General features: G+C 65.7%; 18 protein-coding genes. 11 read left to right on the top strand and 7 right to left on the bottom strand.

The window, feature by feature from the left end; translation table 11 throughout:
• Positions 1–59 precede the first annotated feature (59 nt).
• Together E1H16_RS05215 and E1H16_RS05210 are read left to right on the top strand one after the other, a co-directional pair.
• The gene (locus E1H16_RS05215; protein ID WP_134322634.1) at positions 60–1,196 is read left to right on the top strand and encodes a DUF2332 family protein; all 1,137 of its coding nucleotides are present in this window, start codon (positions 60–62) and stop codon (positions 1,194–1,196) included.
• On the top strand, positions 1,189–1,629 hold the full coding sequence (locus E1H16_RS05210; RefSeq protein WP_134322633.1) for a thiol-disulfide oxidoreductase DCC family protein: 441 nt from the start codon (positions 1,189–1,191) through the stop codon (positions 1,627–1,629). The genes E1H16_RS05215 and E1H16_RS05210 overlap by 8 nt, the downstream gene beginning before the upstream one ends.
• Here the strand turns inward: E1H16_RS05210 and E1H16_RS05205 are convergent.
• Together E1H16_RS05205 and E1H16_RS05200 are read right to left on the bottom strand one after the other, a co-directional pair.
• Entirely contained in the window at positions 1,626–2,711 is a 1,086-nt protein-coding gene (locus E1H16_RS05205; RefSeq protein ID WP_208378863.1) for an MFS transporter permease, read from the bottom strand. The genes E1H16_RS05210 and E1H16_RS05205 overlap by 4 nt on opposite strands.
• A complete protein-coding gene (locus E1H16_RS05200; protein ID WP_134322632.1) occupies positions 2,708–3,151 on the bottom strand; it encodes a hypothetical protein in 444 nt (147 codons plus the stop codon). The genes E1H16_RS05205 and E1H16_RS05200 overlap by 4 nt, the downstream gene beginning before the upstream one ends.
• A gap of 274 nt (positions 3,152–3,425) precedes the next feature.
• Between E1H16_RS05200 and E1H16_RS18350 the strand changes: the two genes are divergently transcribed.
• The 5 genes from E1H16_RS18350 (at position 3,426) to E1H16_RS05180 (ending at position 7,765) form a co-directional block, all read left to right on the top strand.
• Entirely contained in the window at positions 3,426–3,587 is a 162-nt protein-coding gene (locus E1H16_RS18350; protein ID WP_166741630.1) for a hypothetical protein, read from the top strand.
• A gap of 13 nt (positions 3,588–3,600) precedes the next feature.
• Complete coding sequence (locus E1H16_RS05195) at positions 3,601–4,581, top strand: PH domain-containing protein (protein WP_134322631.1); 981 nt, start codon at positions 3,601–3,603, stop codon at positions 4,579–4,581.
• A 61-nt stretch (positions 4,582–4,642) separates the two neighbouring features.
• Positions 4,643–5,722 (top strand): hypothetical protein, encoded by a 1,080-nt coding sequence (locus tag E1H16_RS05190; protein WP_134322630.1) that lies wholly within the window; start codon positions 4,643–4,645, stop codon positions 5,720–5,722.
• Positions 5,719–6,573, top strand: coding sequence for a RecB family exonuclease (locus E1H16_RS05185; RefSeq protein ID WP_134322629.1), 855 nt, complete (start codon positions 5,719–5,721; stop codon positions 6,571–6,573). The genes E1H16_RS05190 and E1H16_RS05185 overlap by 4 nt, the downstream gene beginning before the upstream one ends.
• 31 nt (positions 6,574–6,604) lie before the next feature.
• A complete protein-coding gene (locus E1H16_RS05180) occupies positions 6,605–7,765 on the top strand; it encodes a pyridoxal phosphate-dependent aminotransferase (protein ID WP_134322628.1) in 1,161 nt (386 codons plus the stop codon).
• Positions 7,766–7,881: 116 nt separating this feature from the next.
• Here the strand turns inward: E1H16_RS05180 and E1H16_RS05175 are convergent, their stop codons facing one another.
• The 5 genes from E1H16_RS05175 to E1H16_RS05155 all read right to left on the bottom strand — a co-directional run bounded on the left by E1H16_RS05175 (position 7,882) and on the right by E1H16_RS05155 (position 12,944).
• Complete coding sequence (locus E1H16_RS05175; protein WP_166741629.1) at positions 7,882–8,766, bottom strand: alpha/beta fold hydrolase; 885 nt, start codon at positions 8,764–8,766, stop codon at positions 7,882–7,884.
• A 55-nt stretch (positions 8,767–8,821) separates the two neighbouring features.
• A complete protein-coding gene (locus tag E1H16_RS05170; RefSeq protein WP_134322626.1) occupies positions 8,822–10,018 on the bottom strand; it encodes an outer membrane protein assembly factor BamB family protein in 1,197 nt (398 codons plus the stop codon).
• A gap of 17 nt (positions 10,019–10,035) precedes the next feature.
• A complete protein-coding gene (locus tag E1H16_RS05165) occupies positions 10,036–11,754 on the bottom strand; it encodes a DEAD/DEAH box helicase (protein WP_243837679.1) in 1,719 nt (572 codons plus the stop codon).
• 187 nt (positions 11,755–11,941) lie between these two features.
• Entirely contained in the window at positions 11,942–12,172 is a 231-nt protein-coding gene (locus E1H16_RS05160) for a DUF3107 domain-containing protein (protein ID WP_134322625.1), read from the bottom strand.
• A gap of 112 nt (positions 12,173–12,284) precedes the next feature.
• The gene (locus tag E1H16_RS05155; RefSeq protein WP_243837678.1) at positions 12,285–12,944 is read right to left on the bottom strand and encodes a TetR/AcrR family transcriptional regulator; all 660 of its coding nucleotides are present in this window, start codon (positions 12,942–12,944) and stop codon (positions 12,285–12,287) included.
• Positions 12,945–13,170: 226 nt separating this feature from the next.
• Between E1H16_RS05155 and E1H16_RS05150 the strand changes: the two genes are divergently transcribed.
• From E1H16_RS05150 to E1H16_RS05135, 4 genes are all read left to right on the top strand, one after another.
• Entirely contained in the window at positions 13,171–14,133 is a 963-nt protein-coding gene (locus tag E1H16_RS05150) for an alpha/beta fold hydrolase (protein ID WP_166741628.1), read from the top strand.
• 5 nt (positions 14,134–14,138) lie between these two features.
• Positions 14,139–15,056, top strand: a complete 918-nt coding sequence (locus E1H16_RS05145; RefSeq protein ID WP_134322623.1) for a DUF3152 domain-containing protein — start codon at positions 14,139–14,141, stop codon at positions 15,054–15,056.
• A gap of 23 nt (positions 15,057–15,079) precedes the next feature.
• Positions 15,080–16,225: a ThiF family adenylyltransferase gene (locus tag E1H16_RS05140; protein ID WP_134322622.1), complete on the top strand. Its 1,146-nt coding sequence runs from the start codon at positions 15,080–15,082 to the stop codon at positions 16,223–16,225.
• Between the two features lie 146 nt (positions 16,226–16,371).
• Complete coding sequence (locus tag E1H16_RS05135) at positions 16,372–16,683, top strand: MGMT family protein (protein ID WP_134322621.1); 312 nt, start codon at positions 16,372–16,374, stop codon at positions 16,681–16,683.
• Positions 16,684–16,747 lie beyond the last annotated feature (64 nt).

Genomic DNA, 16,747 nt, shown 5'->3' with positions numbered 1-16,747 from the left:
GGCGTGGGATCCTGGTGTGGTCAATTCATCGCTAAGTACGTAGAGGGGTAGCGCACAGCATGGCAGGTGTCGATCTGGCCGCATCGTTCAAGTCTTCGGCGCGGGCGCTGCGATCCTCACGGGTCAACGCTTCGCTACTGCGCGGTGCGGCGATCGATATCGAAGCCGACGGACCCACGGCACGGCTATTGCAGACCGTACGTGAGCGCGGTGCCCGCAACGGCAGACTGTTGCTGCCCGAAGACCTGCCGGCCAGGTTCGCGGCGGCGATGCACGCTATCGCGCTGTCGCGGCGAACCGAATTGTCCATGCACTATCCGAGCACTGGTGGCAGCGGGAACCTGCATGAGATCTGGCCGGTTGCCCGCGATGCGATGGTCGCCAACGCTCCTGAGGTGATCTCGAGGATGACGCGCCCGGCGCGGCGCAGCGACCCGGTGCGTGCCGCGATGCTGCTGGCTGCACTGGCCTACGTCGGCGCGGGCAGCGATTCCCCAGTGCGCGTCTTTGACGTTGGTGCCGGCCCCGGATTCGTTCTCGCTGCGCCGTACTTCGCGCAGGACTTCTTCGGCGAACGGATCGGGCCGCCGGACGCGAGCGTGCACTTGGGACATCCGTGGGCCGTGGCACCGGATATCGACCACAACGACATTCCGCCGATCGTATCGGCGACGGGCTGTGACCTGAGCGCGTTCAACGCGGCCAACCCGAGCCAGGTCGCCGAACTGCTGGCCTGGGCCAGCCCCGACGTGCCTGAGGAACTGAATCGGGTACTGGCGGCGTGTGAGGCCATGCCGCAGCTGGGTATTACCGTTGAGAACATGGCCGCGTCGGTGTGGTTGCCGCGCGGTATCTCCTGGCCGCGCACCGACGCCGCCACGGTGGTCTGGCACAGCGACGTCGTACTGGAAATGTCGGCGCCCGAACGTACCGAACTCGCGACCGGGATCCTCGGCGCGGCTGAGCGGGCCACCGACGCTGCGCCGCTGCATGTGATCAGCTTTGAACCTGCCGGCGCTGAGGACCTGCTGTACAACGACCCCATCGCAGCAGGAGTGCGCGATGGCTCCGGCGCGATCGACCCGCATCGGTACGAACTTCGACTCAACAGCTGGCCACAGCGGCGATCGGCGTTGTTGGCCACCGCCGAACCGTCGGGACAGCAAGCGCACTGGATGGGCAACGAGGATGGCTAACGGCGTACGCACCAAACCGGTGCTGGTGTACGACGGCGACTGCGGTATTTGCACCAAGTGCGTGGGTTTCGTCGAGCGGCACCTGACCAAGGACGTCGACATCGTCGCGTTCCAGCACGCCGATCTGTCGAGCCTAGGGCTGACCGCGGCGCAGTGCGAGCAGGCGGTGCAGTGGGTCGAACCGGACGGGCGGACGTCGGCTGCACACATGGCGGTCGGTGACCTGCTGAAGGCCAGCGGCTGGCAGTGGCGCCCGTTGGCGTTTCTCGCGCTGGTCCGCCCGTTCCGGTGGATCGCGGCGGTGGTGTACACCTGGATCGCGAAGAACCGGCACCGACTGCCCGGTGGTACTCCGGCGTGTTCAATGCCGGCACACCTGCGCCCGGGCGCCTCCAGCGAGAGCGCACCGCGTAAGGACCCGACCGAACGCTAGTCGCGAGCCCGGTTTCCGGTTGGGCGCTCTGCCTGTTCGGGAGCCGAGTTATCGCGCGGAGACGCCCCCGCATCCGGTGCCGAGTGTGCCGAGCGATCGGCGCTATCCGGAGTCGAGCGTGGCTCGGGCCCACCCGGTGGGCCGTTGGTATCTGGCGCGGGCTCGGCCCCGCCCGATGAGTGGTCGGCACCGCTGCTTGGCGCGCCATCATCCGGCGAGGGCCCATCGGTCGGTACGTCGGCGCGATCGCGGCGCAGGAGTTTCTCCCACGGCAGGATCGACAGGATCGCGACACAGTGCGGCAGGAAGATGATCGTCACCGAGGCATACACGGATACGTGGAAGCCAAGCAGGATGATCACGACGATCGTGCGGGCCTTGGCCGAACGGGCCAACAGGATCAGGGGAGACAGGAACTCCAGCACCACCATTACGTGCTGGACGGCGATCAAGATCCACGGATAGTTGATCGTCCACTCGACCAGCGATGTGCCGCGGCGGATGAACGCGCGGGTGAGCGTTGCACCGGTCGGCCAGTCCCAACCGCCGTAGCGCACCTTCGCGAATGCCGACAAGAAGTAGGTCAGCATGACCGCGACGAAGACGATCTGCAGCGCCCAACCCGCGCGCATCGACTTCGTCCGATCGCCCCACCGCGCCGCGCCTACCGTGGGTAGCACTGCGAGCAGTACGAGGAACGCGAACCGGTCGTGATCGACCTTGCCGTACGACATGGCCACGAACATCCACAGCGTGTACAGCACCGCTACCGCCGTGCCGGTCCAGCGCGGCCGCCAACCGGTGGCGGCGATCAGCGCCATCGCGACCAGTAGCCATTTGAGAATCGTGACGTACAGGTACGTCGGGTGCGGTAAGAAACCGCCGAGATTCAGCGGGACGTACAAACTCTGTGGAGCGTAGGCCTTGGTAGCCACCCAGGAGGTCGTGAGGAAAACGTCCACGAGGATGAACAGGTAAGCCACAGCGCGCATCACTGCGACACGGTGCAGCGGCAGCGGTTCGAAGAGCCAGCCCATCAGTGAACGACGGCTGCGGCCGGTCGGAGCGTCCGTCGTCGTCATGGCTGGGTCCACACCACCTGGATGTCGTCTTCGTACTCGCCGGTTTTTGCGCCGTCCTCGAGTTGGAAGATCCGTACGACGACCCGTAGTTCTACCAGTTCGGGCTTATCGGGGTTGTTCTCGGCGTAGCGGTCGACGATCTCGGCCATCAGCGCGGGTTCGGTTTCCATCCGCGGCATCGATCCCTCGAGTTCGGCGCGCCGCAGGCCGACCGCGCCGGCGCTCACCCCGATTAGTTCACCCTCCTCGGTGACCGCCTCCAGGCGGAGCGAATTGACGGTGCCGTCCGGTGCGTTGCGGTATGCGTACATCTTGAACGGGCCGAACGGGAAATCGGCGTCCGATCCCCAGAACGTGCCGTACAGCAACATGATCAAGGCCAGGATCGACACGGTGAGCCGGGTGACGATTCCGGTGCGGCTCAGGGTCGTCGATGACACAGTCGGTTTCCTCAGGGTGGATGACTACTGGGTGGATGACTACCGGGTGGATGACTACTGATGGTGGCGCTGCGCGGATGCTGGCGCTGCGCGCTTCGCTAGTGTGCCACGGGCCCATTGATGGGGCTTGGAGGAGGCGCGCGTCGAGTGGCCTGCGCGGAAACTCGTGCGATGACGGGTACCGTGGTACCCAAGTGACACCTGTGACGAACGTGCCTGCTGTGGTTCGATCGTCTCTTCCCCTGGAGTCGGCGAGGAAAGTCGGAGCATCCGAATGAGCATCAAGAAGCTGATAAGCCTGCTGCTGTTAGCCTTCGTCATCTTCTATGTCCTCACCTTCCCTGAGGAATCCTCGAACATCGTGCACTCCACGGTTGATGCCCTGGGCACCGCGGCCAGCAACTTCGCCACGTTCGTGAAGTCGATCTTCTCCTAGGAACGGCTCACGTATGTCCCGCACCAAGTCTCGGGCCGACGTCGACAGTGACGCCGTCGTGGCGGGACTGGGCGATCCCTCGCCGTATCTGCTCACCGACGAGCGTGTCGTGGTCGCCGTACGCCGCCACGTCCTGGTCCTGGGTGCCGCGTTCCTGGAGACGATTGGATTCGTGCTCGCCGCAGCGATGATCAGCGCGCTGGTCAACACCGTGCAGTGGGTGCAGACCATCTGCCTGCTGATCTGCCTCGCCGCGCTCGTGCGACTGGCGTACCTGATTCTTGAATGGCGGCTCGAACGATTCGTGATCACCGACCAGCGGATGATGCTGGTTGGGGGTGTTATCACCCGTCAGGTAGCGGTCATGCCGATGCGGAAGGTCACCGACTTGACCTTCGAGAAGCCGCTGATCGGCCAGGTTTTCGGGTACGGCACCTTCATCGTTGAATCTGCCGGCCAGGACCAGGCACTGTCGCGGATCGACTACCTGCCGCAGGCGAACCGCCAGTACTTGAAGGTGTCGGACCTGCTGTTCGGCAGGTCGAACAAGGCTGCGGACCCGATGGATGACCTGCAACTGGCCACCGACGTACCGCCGAATCCCCCCAGCAGCGAACGCATACCGTCGCCGGGGTTCGCGGACGGGTACACCGGCGGCGAGCGCGCAGCGATGGGCACCGACGCCGACCTGCAGCGTACGGACCCGCATCTTGGTGCGAAACTGGCCGCTGTCGACTTCGACGAGCCATCGGCCCAATGGGACGAGCCATCGGCCCAATGGCTCTCCCGTTTCGGCGAATCCACCGCAGCCGTCGACCGCCAGGACTGGGTGCTCGCGAACGCTGATGAGCGGCCTGCGGCTCTGCAACTCGACGCGATCACCGACCGCGCCGGTACATCGCAGCGGATGCGTGAGCGACTCGGCGGTCTCAATGGCCGCGGGCGACGCCGGGGCTCGGACGAATCCGCCGGGCCGATCCAACAGCGCCCGTAGAATCGCCTCAGTCCCTGCCCGCCTGCCGACCGCCGCGGGCTCGGCGCGATAACGTGATCAGGTGACTCGTGAGTGCCCCCGCCCGAACCTGATTGGTCGACTCGTCCTAGCGCTCGCGCTGTGCGCCTCGGTAGTGTTCGTCGCCGCACCCGCATACGCGGATTCGGCAACTGAGGGCGCGGCCGCGCGGGAAGCGTTCGACTCCGGAGAGCACCTGTACGTGGCGCCAGAGGCAGGCCAGCAGGTTGATGCTGGAGCGTTAGCCGAGGCCGTCGGCGACGATCCGATCTATGTGGCCGTCGTGCCACCGAACACGCCGCCCGAGGACGTGCTGGTGGTGCTTCGAGAAGGCGTCGCCGAGCCCGCTACCTATGTCGTCGTATCCGGTACCGAGCAGGCCGCCCAATCTTCGGTGATCTGCTCGACACAAGCGCAACCGCTGCTGGATGACGCGTCGAGTGCACAGGCCGAATCCCGCTCCAGCGGCGATCTCACTGATTTCCTGGTGGCCTACGTCGACAGCCTGGCCGATGCCCCAGAACCTGGGGATGATGGCTGTTCGGACGAGGTCGACAGTTCAGGGAGTTTTGCCTCGGCAGTGCCCTGGATCCTGGGTGCGTTGGTGATCGGTGTCGGCGGTGGACTGTTGTGGCTGACCAATCGCCGCCGTCACCGCGCGGCACAACGGTCCCGCCGTGGCAAGGAAGTCACCGCCGCGCTGGACGCCCTCGCGCGTGATATCGACGAGGTTCCCGAACACGGCGACGCGCAGATCACTCGGGCGCTGCAGGATGCGCGCGATCGACACATCGCGGCCGCCGACATCCTGGCCGACGCCGAAGCATCCGCCGACTTCGACGAAGCGCTACGGGCGTGCCGAGAAGGCACTGTCGCTGTGCACTTCGCCCGTGAGCGCGCGGGATTGGCGGTCGGCCGGTTGCCTGAGGTCGAGCCGGTGCACGCACGACGAGTGGCCGACAGTGAAGTGATGCTGCTGGCAGACGGGCAAGTGACTGTGTACCGGTCCTACCGGCCGGGAGCGCCGTACTTCTTCGGCGGTAATGATGAACTACCCGCCGGCTGGTACACCTCGCCGGTCGGGCACGATCGTCTGTTCGGCGATATCGCGGGGGATGAATGAGCGGCGCTATGCAACTCGGGTTCGAGGGGATGCCCAAGCCGCTGCGCAGTGTCACACCCGCCAAACTGGATACGTTCGACTTGTGTCCGCGGCGATTCCGGTTCGTGTACGTCGACCGCCCGGCCCCTTCGCGCGGCGCGCCATGGGCACACACCGGTATCGGGTCAGCAGTACACGCCGTACTGCGCGGCATCTGGGACCTCGCACCGTCGAGCCGCAGCGTGGACGAAGTACTGCGTGATTTACGCGCAATGTGGCCCACGGTCGGCTTTCGGGACCTCGCACAGTCCCGTCGGGCGCTGGCGATCATGTCCGAACACCTCGCGGCCTACGTCACCGAGCATGTCGATTTCAACGCTGAGCCGCGCGGAATCGAACGCACCGTCGGTGCGCCGTATGGCGACCTGGCGATCTCCGGACGGATCGACCGGGTCGACGAACTGCCCGATGGATCGCTGGTGGTGATCGATTACAAGACCGGGCGCGCGGTGCCCACCGACGACGAGGCGCGCGCTTCGATGCAATTGGCGGTGTACGCCGTGGCCGTCGAGCGCACCTTCCGGGCGCGATGTGCGCGGGTCGAGCTGCACCACATCCCTAGTGGGGTGATCGCGTCGGCCGAAATCACCGAACAGACTCGCGAGCGTCAAATGCGCCGTGCGGCAGCCACCGCTGACGATATCGATCGCGCGAAGGAACGAATGGCCGACGGCGTCCACCCCGATGAGGCTTACCCCACGCGGGTCAGCCCTGCCTGCGGTCACTGTGATTTCTGGGCGCACTGCGCCGACGGTCGCCAGGTTGCGTTGAAGGATCCGTGGTTCGCGGTGCCGGGGGAGTCCATGCGCTGAGTCGTCGCTCGGCGAGCGATACGGTGACAGGATGCGTAGCCCACACCTCGCCAAGCGTCTGCACGGGTTCACCTCGACGATCTTCGCCGAAATGTCCGCGCTCGCGATCGAGACCAACTCGATCAACCTTGGGCAGGGGTTCCCGGATGTAGACGGTCCGAAGGTGGTGCGTGAGGCCGCCCGTCGGGCCATCGATGAAGGTGTGAATCAGTACCCGCCCGGTCCGGGTATTCCCGAGTTACGTACGGCTATCGCACACCACCAACGCCGCTTCTACGGACTGGATCCCAATCCCGACACCGAGGTGCTGGTCACGACCGGTGCTACCGAGGCGATCGCCGCGTCGATGCTCGCGCTGCTCGAACCCGGAGACGAAGTCGTCGTGCTCGAGCCGTACTACGATTCTTACGCCGCGACGATCGCGATGTCCGGCGGCATTCGAGTGCCGGTCACGTTGCGCACTCCGCATTTCGAGCTACCCCACCAGGAGTTCGCGGCAGCGATCACCGAGCGAACCCGGCTGATCCTGCTGAACACCCCGCATAACCCGACAGGTGCAGTGCTGAGGCCCGAAGATATTAGGTATATCGCCGATCTGGCCATTGCACATGACCTACTCGTGGTGAGCGATGAGGTATACGAGCACATGACGTTCGATGGGACGGCGCATATCCCGATCGCCACTGCGCCTGGGATGGCTGAGCGAACAGTGACGATCTCCTCCGGTGGTAAGACGTTCTCGTTGACGGGGTGGAAGATCGGCTGGTGCAGCGGTCCGGCGGAGTTGGTGTCCGCTGTCCGCGCTGCGAAGCAGTTCCTCAGTTACGTGAGCGGCAGCCCATTCCAGCCGGCGATCGCCGAAGGACTGCGTATGCCGGATTCCTTTTATACGGCGATTGCCGTCGAGCTGCAGGCCAAGCGAGATCTGTTGGCCTCCGGACTACGCGAGGCCGGCTTCGCGGTGAATGACTGCCGCGGCACCTACTTCCTGTCCGTCGATGTGCGCAGTGTGGGGTATGACGACGGTGTGGAACTATGTCGCGATCTGCCGAGGCGGTGCGGCGTCGTGGCCGTGCCGATGTCGGTTTTCTATGACGATCAGGCCGAGGGGCGCCCGCTGGTGCGGTTCGCTTTCTGCAAACGCGACGACGTCCTGCGCGAAGCCGTCGACCGACTGGCGGCACTGCGCTAGTCAGCAATCGCCTCCGTCCCGATCGGTCAGATCGTCGTCCCGTCCGGGTCTTGCATCGGCCGGAGCCAGGCGCGAGCGTAGTGGCGATGCCGCAGGTCGCTGGTGTCCTGGAGTCGCTACGGGCTTGTGCGCTCTGCTGTGGCGTAGGTGTCCCAGAAATCGGCGAGCGCGGTCGCCGAATCGGTGGGGTTCTCAATCGCGGGGGAGTGCATCGCGCCGTCGATGATGACTTCGCGCGCACCAAGACGCAGCGCCATATCGGACTGGGACTCCGGCGACCAGGCGTTGTCGTCGCGCCCGTACATCACGAGCGTCGGGACGCCGGTGTCCTTGAGGTCAGCCACGCGATCGGGCTCGGTGAGCATCGTGCGCCCCATGAACTCCAGCGCATGCGCCGAACTGGTGATGAATCGCTCGCGCAGGAACCCGCGCAGCGGCTCGGGCGGCGCTTGCCAGTTCGGATCACCAGCGAGAGCTTGCTGGCCGGAGTCGTAGATCTTCTGTAGGCCGAGTGCATGCAGGTGCGGTTCGGCCGATTCGATCATCGTCCGGCGCGGTCCATGGGGCAGTTCCGATGGTCCCGACGACATGAGCGTCAGCGAACTGAACGCCGCCGGTTCACTGAGTACGGCGGCACGTGTGATGAGCCCGCCGAACGAGTGGCCGACCAGGTGCAGCGGGGTACCGAGTTCGTGCGCGATCGCGACGACGTCCGCGCCGAGTTCGTGCACCGAGTACGCGTCGGCCTCGGTGCTTCCCGGGCTCTGATACTGGCCGCGCTGATCGATCGCCACGATACGGAATCCGCGCGTTTGCAGCAGGTCGAAGATTGGCGCGAAGTCTTCCTTGCTCCCGGTGTAACCCGGCACCAGCAAAGCGGTAGCGACCGGTCGTGAGGCGGGGCGTACGTCGATCGCGGCGAACGTGCCACGTGGGGTTGTGACCGTCAGTGGCGATCCCGAATGCGCGGTCATTTGGCGGGTGATCTGGGGTGAGCTCACAGCCACCATCTTGCCGTATGTCCACAGCGTGAGGACGCCGCGGGGAACGAACCCCTCAGGCGTACACCCGCAGACCGTCGGCATCGCGCAGCCCGATGTACTCGCCAGTGATCACGAGGTCCGCAGGGCCGGTAGTCGTGGCCTCCCAGCTCAGCGTTTGCTGGACGGCGCCGCTGGCGGTGTCGAGTAGCTCGATTCCTTCGGTGGTAGGGATGTAGGCGGTCGTATCGACGACGTACGGCGTCGCGATGGTGGCCTGTGAATGCGCTATGGAGGTTGTGTCGGCGGACAGCGTGTACGTCGTCTCCGGCGTCGTTAGCAACACGGTGGCGCGAGAGGCAACGACCTCTAGCGGGGTATTGGGGTCGACCGACGGCATACCGTCGAGGGGAACCGCCTCGCTCTGGCGCTCCGGCAACACCCAGAGGGTGCCGTCGTCGGATCGAAGGAAGGTCGTCCCGTCCGAGGTGACGCCGTCGATGGTGGGATTACTGATGTCGCTGAGGTAACCACGGCCAACCTCGCTGGGCTCTCCGTCGGAGGCCTGATCGAGCACGACTTGGTACAACCACGGTTCAGTGTCGTTGGCGCGACACCGTTGCAGGGTGCCGACGGTCGACGATCCGGCAGCATCGAGGTTCTCGCAACTGGTGTGTTCACCTTCGATGTGGTCGGTCTCGGAGTTATCGACGGTAAACCGCTCGAACCCCTGGCCATCCTCGAACACTATTGTTTTCGCCGGATCGATCGAGAGGAATATGCCGTCGTCCCAGACGATCTGGTTGGGGCCGGTGGCTTCGATGGTACGTTGCCACTGCCGTACGCCGCTGGCGGGATCGAACGAGACAGCTTCATCGCAGCGCTCGCCGGAGGCGAAGATCAGCGTGACGTGCTGCGGGTTCACCCGATGTGCGCAGACCGTCGTATCGCTGCGCTGATAGCGCCACAGTTCGTCGCCGGTCGCCAGATCGGTCGCGATCACGCCGTGCTCGGTGACCTGCGCGATCACGGGGCCGGCAAGGTAATGATCCGGGTCCCACGTGCCCTGCTCGCTCAGCACCTGGGCCGGCTCGCCGGTCGGCGTCGCCGGCGGATCGGACGCGGTGGTGTGCTGCGTCGCGCTGTACGTACCGCTTCTCAGCGCGACGAGTGCGAGCGCGCAGCCCACCACCAACACGAGAACCCAGCCGCCGAGCCGAAACGACCATGGACGCGGCGTCGAGCGCACGTGCGGGGGCGTCGAATGCGACATGCTGCGGTTCGCGGGCGTTATTCGGCCGTACCGCTGGCCGTGGAGTCAGTTGCGCCGGATGCGTTCGACGACCCGGTCGCATCGCTTCGCTTCGCGCCGCCGCGGCGACCGCGAGAGCGACGGCGACGCGGCGCGCCGGAGGAGTTCTGTGCGTCCTTCGAGCCGTCGGTGGCCGGCTTGTGCTGGGCCTGCTGCTCGCCTTGTCCCTCACCGCTGGGGCGACGCGCACCACGGGTACGACGTCGCGGTGCGCCGGAGCGCGGTTTGCGCCGCGGTTCGCTTTCGGCTGCGCTGTTGCGGCCGCCGGCTCGACGCGAGTCTCGCTTACGCTCGCCGAGGTCCTCGACCTGTTCGGCGTCCAATCCCTCTCGGGTCCGTTTGCTACGCGGTAACCGGCCGGTGGCTTCAGTGGGGATGCCGAGCTCTTCGTAGAGGTGCGGGGAGGTCGAGTACGTCTCAACCGGTTCGGGGATGCCGAGCTCGAGGAGCTTGTCGATCAGCGCCCACCGGGGTAGATCGTCCCAGTCGACGAGCGTGATCGCGATGCCTTCCTTACCGGCGCGGCCGGTGCGGCCGATCCGGTGCACATAGGTCTTCTCATCCTCGGGGGTCTGGTAGTTGACCACGTGCGAGACGCCGCTGATGTCCAGACCGCGGGCGGCGACATCAGTCGCGACCAGGACGTCGACCTTGCCGGAGCGGAATGCGCGCAGCGCCTGCTCGCGGGCGCCCTGACCTAAGTCACCGTGCACCGCGGCAGCGGCGAAGCCGCGGTCTTCCAACTCGTTCGCTACGTTCTGCGCCGTCCGCTTGGTGCGGGTGAAGATCAGGGTGAGTTCGCGGTCAGGGACCTGGAGGACCCGCGCCAGCAGCTCGGGCTTGTCCAGCGCGTGCGCGCGGTAGACGATCTGCCGGATCGACGGCGCGGTCTGATTGTCGTCATGTGCCTCGGCGCGAATATGCGTCGGCTGCGTCATGAACTGACGCGCCAGGGTCACGATCGGACCGGGCATCGTCGCGGAAAACAACAGCGTCTGGCGCTCCTGGGGCACCATGCGCAAGATCTTCTCGATGTCGGGTAGGAAGCCGAGGTCGAGCATCTCGTCGGCCTCGTCCAGCACCAGGATCTTGACCTTGCCGAGGACGATCTTCGCCTGCTCGGCCAGATCGATCAGCCGACCGGGGGTGCCCACAACGATGTCGACGCCCTTTTCCAGCGCGGCGATCTGCGGCTCGTACGCGCGGCCGCCATAGATTGCCTCGACGCGGATCTTTCGTTTGCTGCCGGCCTGCTGCAGATCGCGGGTGACCTGTACGCACAATTCGCGGGTTGGTACGACGATCAGCGCCTGCGGGGTGCCGTCGGCGCCCTCAGCCTTGCTGGAGATCTGTTCCAGGATCGGAACGCCGAACCCGAGCGTTTTGCCGGTGCCGGTGCGGGCCTGCCCGATCAAGTCGTGCCCGCCCATGGCGATCTGCAAGGTCATCTGTTGGATGGGGAACGTGCGCACGATACCGATCTCGGCGAGCGCCTCGACAGTCTCGGTGCGGGTGCCCAACTCGGCGAACGTCGGTTGTAGTGCAGTCTCGCCGGGATCTTCTACGTCCTGCGCCGCGACATCCACTACCGGGGCGTCAAGTCCCTCGATATCGACATTGTCGGTGCTTGCGGCCGGTTCGGTAGTCACGGGTTCAGTAGCCTCGGCCTCGTGGCCTGAGGTTTGGGTGTCACTCAATTCTGGTGTCCTTCTGCGTCGTTGATCGCACGCACGGACACATCGAACGAGAAGTCTTGAGGAGCGCCCATCGTGGGTGTGCTCGACTCATCGGCTCGTGTCGCCGAACCCTCTGGTGAGTGTGATTCGGCGGTGCCCGCGCACATAAACATGGCTAGTCTAGCGCGCGGGCTCGCGTTCGCGGGGATTAGTCGCCTGCGGCGAAGCCCACTCGGCGTCCGTCGGCCTCACCGATCTCGACGTACGCGACCTTTGCCGAAGGCACGATGTACGCCCGACCGCGACGGTCAGCGAGTTCCAGCACGCCTTCCTGGTTGGCGAGGGCCTCGGTGACGGCCTGCTTGACCGCGTCGACTTCCTGCGCCGAGTCGATGACGAGTTCGCGGGGGGACTGGGTGATGCCGATCTTGATGTCCACGATGCTCCTTGTGCTTCGTCCGGTGCGCCGCGTGAGCGGCACGCGAACGAGGCTATGCCATGCGCGATGAGTTGGGCGTCGCAACGCGAACGCCCACAGCGAACGCCGTTGCTCAGTCCTCGTCCCGATGCGCGGCGGGGAAAGCGGAGAGCCCGCCCCACAGCAGTGCGGCGACCAATTCGATGGCGTCCTGGCGGGACATCGAATCGCGGTTTTGCTGCCAGGCGCTCGCGCTCGCGACGCTCACTCCGACGACGCCTACGCCGAGCACCCGAGCCCGGTCGGGATCGATCCCGGTGTCGCCCGCGATCGAGCGGGTGATCGCGGCAACGCAGGCTTCCTGGGCGGCGGCAACTTTCTCGCCGACCTGGGGGTCGTTACGCAGGTCCGATTCGAAGACCAGTCGGTAGCCCTCACTGCCGGAGTCGACGAAATCGAAGTACGCCGCGACGGCCGCGCGCACGCGCTCCTGGTTGTCGGCCGAACGCCCCATCGCCTCTTCGATGAGATCGGTGAGATCCCTGATGTGCGTGTCGAGTAGGCCCAGATACAGCTCGAGTTTGCCGGGGAAGTGTTGGTAGAGGACGGGCTTGCTGACGCCGGCGCGTTCGGCGATGTCGTCCATCGCGGCTTGGTGGTAGCCGGCGGTGACGAAGACTTGACGGGCGGCATCCAACAATTGTTCGCGTCGTTGCGCACGTGACATGCGGCCACGGGGAAGCGCGGGCGAGGACTGTGGCTCTGCGGTTCCGGGTGCATCGGGCTCAGCCACTGTGGCCTCCTAAGGTGACGGACGCCTCAGTGGAGCGCCATGTGCTGGAGTATCAGACTACTGATCGCCTCCGCGCAGCGCGCGGTGAGGAGGCGATCGAGATCGATTCGCAGCAAAAGGCCCCACGCGCCGCCTGGAGCGTTATCCTGGATGGCCGCGTCGAACACCTGGCGCGTCCGCGCCACACACCCGTTTTGCCATTCTAAGAGAGTCTGTTGTGTCCGCTGTGCCTGCAACCATCGTCGATCCGACCTCCCGTATCACGCCGTGGCCGGGACGGTTTGAGCGTGTCACCACCACGATCGGCGGCCAGGATCGGTCGGTGAACCTCTATGCGCGACATACTCCCGGACCGCCGAACACGACGCCGTTCTTCCACGTTCACGGGCTCGGTGGTTCGGCAACCAACTGGACGGACCTAGCAACCGCATTGCAGCGGGTCGGAGCGTCGATCGCTCTGGACCTACCGGGCTGGGGCGAGTCCGACCCAGCGCCGGACGGTAACTACTCGATCACCGCGGCGTCGCGCTGGACTATTGCGGCAATTGAGGCGGTCGCGGACCGACCGGTGCACCTCGTCGGAAACTCGATGGGCGGGCTGATCTCGATCAGGGTTGCTGCGATGCGCCCGGATCTAGTCGAGACGCTGACGCTGATTTCGCCGGCCGTACCCGGATTCGAGGCGCCGACGGACGCCGATCCTCGGTTGGCGCTGCTGGCCGTGCCGTTCCTGGGTGACCGTCTGCAGCAGCGGTACGGACCGGGCGACGACGCGATGGCCCGGGCAAAAATGTCCGCCGCGATCTGTTTCGCACACCCCGAGAACATCCCGTACGAGCGATTGCTGCAACAGCGCGACGAGGTCGCCGTACGCGCCGGCTATCCGTGGGCGAACGCCGCATTCTCCGGCAGTCTTCGAGGGCTAGTAGCCGCGCACCTGCACCGCCGCAAGGATCACCCGTGGCGGCTGGCCGCGACTCTGGACGTGCCGACCACGATCATCTGGGGTGCCGCTGATCGGTTGGTCCCGGTCAAGCGGGCACCGAAGCTCGGCACCACGATCTCCGGCTCGCAGGTGCACATCCTCGACGAGGTCGGTCATACGGCCCAACTCGAGGCTCCCGTCGAGACCGCGGAGTTCGTTGTTGACCTGGTGCGCCGGGCTTCCGCGGGCAGGGAGGCTGCGTAATCTCGATGAGTGATGACGGCGCTCTCAAGTCCGCGGTGAGCCGATATGGCTGGCGCGCCGTCGCGCTGCCGGCGCTCGCGGTGGTGATCATTGTGGCGTTGGTGATTTCGCTGCAGTCCGGTTCGGGCTCCGATGCCGCGGGCTCAGAGACGTCGGGCTCCGATGCGCAGGCGGCGGGCGGTTCCGCTGATACGTCGTCCCCGGCAGCCTCATCGTCGGCCGCTGGCTCGTCGTCTCCGAACGCGTCCTCGTCGGCGAAGTCGTCGTCGAAGTCTTCGAAGAAGTCTGGATCGTCGGGCGCTTCGGGTAGCAGTTCGTCGGCGGCGAGTCCGGCTGCGGATTCTGCGGCCCCCTCGCCGGACTATGTAGAAGCCGGCGATGGCACGTTGGCGGTGGTGCCGGGAACGAGTGAGAACCTCGGCGCAGGTGGTCCCCTCACGCAATTCGATGTGCAGATCGAGGGCGGACTCGGCGTGGACGGCGAGCAATTCGCCTCGTACGTCGAAGAGATCCTGGCGGACGAGCGCGGGTGGACCGCCGGTGGTCAGCGCAGTTTTCAGCGGACCAGCGATGGTTCTGCGGCGATGCATATCTTGCTGGTCAGCCCGCAACATGTCGAAGGCTATTGCCCCGGATACGGCACCGAGGGATACACCTCGTGTCGGTACGGCGACAACGTCGTAATCAACCTGGCGCGTTGGTCGGTGGGCGTGCCGGATTACGAGGGGCACTTGTGGGAGTACCGCCAGTACGTCATTAATCATGAGGTCGGGCACTACCTTGGGTACGGCCACGTGAACTGTCCGGGACCCGGGCAGAAGGCGCCGGTGATGCTGCAGCAGACGTTGCGACTTGAGGGATGCGTGCGTAACCCGTATCCGTACCCGAACAGTCCAGCGGACGACCCGAACGCGCCCGGCTGACGCGATTAGGCTGGATCGCGGAGGTGGTCCCCATCGAACCCATCGTTGAGCCATCGGCGCCGCTGACCAGTGACGACCGAGTGCGGTACTCGCGACACCTCGCGCTCTCGGCGGTAGGTGAAGACGGGCAACGGCGCCTGGCTGGCGCGCGAGTCCTCTCGATCGGTGCCGGCGGGCTGGGGTCCGCCGCGATGCAGTATCTTGCGGCTGCGGGTGTGGGCGTCATCGGCGTGATCGATGACGATCGCGTCGAGCGCTCGAATCTTCAGCGCCAGGTGATCCATACCGAGTCGGATATCGGTGCGATGAAGGTGGACTCGGCCGCAGCCGCGCTGGGTCGACTCAACACCGGGGTCGCGGTACGGCGGCACCCCGAACGGCTCACGACGCAGAATGCTGTCGAGATCGTCTCGGGGTATGACCTGGTGCTCGACGGCAGCGACAACTTTGACACGCGGTACCTGGTTAATGACGCATGCGCGATCGCCGGCATCCCGTATGTGTGGGGGTCGATCCTCGGATTCGAGGGGCAAGTGAGCGTGTTCTGGCAAAACGCGCCGGACGGGCTCGCGCGCACGTATCGCGATCTGCACCCCGTCGCGCCCGCTCCGGGCCTCGTACCGTCGTGCTCCGAGGCGGGCGTCATCGGGTCTATCTGTGGTGTCGTGGGATCGCTCATGGCGACTGAGGCAGCGAAACTCTTGATCGGTATCGGTCGGCCGTTACTCGGCTCAGTGCTGGTGTGCGATTTGTTGTCGATGTCGATGCGCACCGTCTCGTTCGCCTCGCGCGGGCTGCCGCCGATCACCGCCCTGAGCGAGCCCACTGATTCCGTTGAGGACCCGATCGCCGATCGCACGATTGATGCGCGTGAGGCGCAACGATGGATTACGCATCGCGATATTCAGTTGATCGACGTCCGCGAGGAGTACGAAGCCCAGATCTGCCGGATCGATGGCGCGATGCTGGTGCCGCGGGAGACGCTGACCGCGGACCCGGCGGCGTACTTGGCTACGGATCGTGACGTCCTGTTGTACTGCAAGTCCGGCGGGCGTTCTGGGCATGCGCTCAAAGAACTGCGGGCCGCCGGGTACGAGCGGGTATGGCACATGTCCGGTGGGATTCTGGGCTGGATCGCTGACGTCGATGAGAGTCTGACGAGCTACTGACCTAGCTTCGCGTGACGTAGTTTTCGCGTGTCGACCCAATCCGTTAGTTTCGCGCGTCAGGTTGGGTTGGCTGTGCGGGTTGGCTGTGCGGGCTGGCGTTGAGGCCATTCGGGTTTGCGTAACGGCAGTGATGGGAAGGTGTGGCGGTGAGCGCTGGGGCGTCGCTGGACGAGTACGCCGATGCCGTGCTGAGCGTGGTCGAGTCGATCCCGCGTGGCACGGTGATGTCTTACGGCCACATCGCTGCGCGTGTCGGCGCGGAACTCGGTATGGGTGGACCGCGGCAGGTGGCGCGGGTAATGCGCCAATACGGGGCGAGCGTGCCGTGGTGGCGGGTACTGCGCGCCGACGGTACGCCGGCGCCGGAGGTCGCGGCGCGCCAGATCGAGCACCTCAGCGCGGAGGGCGTCCTACTGCGGAACGGGCGCGTGGCCCGATCCGCCTTCGCGGAACGCTAGTCCCGGATCCGCCGACAGCGCGCCGACCAAGATGCGCGCTATGGCGATGGTGCCAGTGCGGTCG

Origin of the sequence: Cumulibacter soli (genome assembly GCF_004382795.1) — a bacterium.
Lineage (GTDB): Bacteria > Actinomycetota > Actinomycetes > Mycobacteriales > Antricoccaceae > Cumulibacter > Cumulibacter soli.
The sequence above is the reverse complement of the archived record's forward strand: the minus strand, read 5'-3'. Positions and strand labels throughout refer to the sequence as shown.

Bases quoted from the DNA above. Each gene is read 5' to 3' on its own strand.
- E1H16_RS05215 (WP_134322634.1), top strand. From the start codon at position 60: ATGGCAGGTGTCGATCTGGCCGCATCGTTCAAGTCTTCGGCGCGGGCG.
- E1H16_RS05210 (WP_134322633.1), top strand. From the start codon at position 1,189: ATGGCTAACGGCGTACGCACCAAACCGGTGCTGGTGTACGACGGCGAC.
- E1H16_RS05205 (WP_208378863.1), bottom strand. From the start codon at position 2,711: ATGACGACGACGGACGCTCCGACCGGCCGCAGCCGTCGTTCACTGATG.
- E1H16_RS18350 (WP_166741630.1), top strand. From the start codon at position 3,426: ATGAGCATCAAGAAGCTGATAAGCCTGCTGCTGTTAGCCTTCGTCATC.
- E1H16_RS05195 (WP_134322631.1), top strand. From the start codon at position 3,601: ATGTCCCGCACCAAGTCTCGGGCCGACGTCGACAGTGACGCCGTCGTG.
- E1H16_RS05185 (WP_134322629.1), top strand. From the start codon at position 5,719: ATGAGCGGCGCTATGCAACTCGGGTTCGAGGGGATGCCCAAGCCGCTG.
- E1H16_RS05180 (WP_134322628.1), top strand. From the start codon at position 6,605: ATGCGTAGCCCACACCTCGCCAAGCGTCTGCACGGGTTCACCTCGACG.
- E1H16_RS05170 (WP_134322626.1), bottom strand. From the start codon at position 10,018: ATGTCGCATTCGACGCCCCCGCACGTGCGCTCGACGCCGCGTCCATGG.
- E1H16_RS05145 (WP_134322623.1), top strand. From the start codon at position 14,139: ATGAGTGATGACGGCGCTCTCAAGTCCGCGGTGAGCCGATATGGCTGG.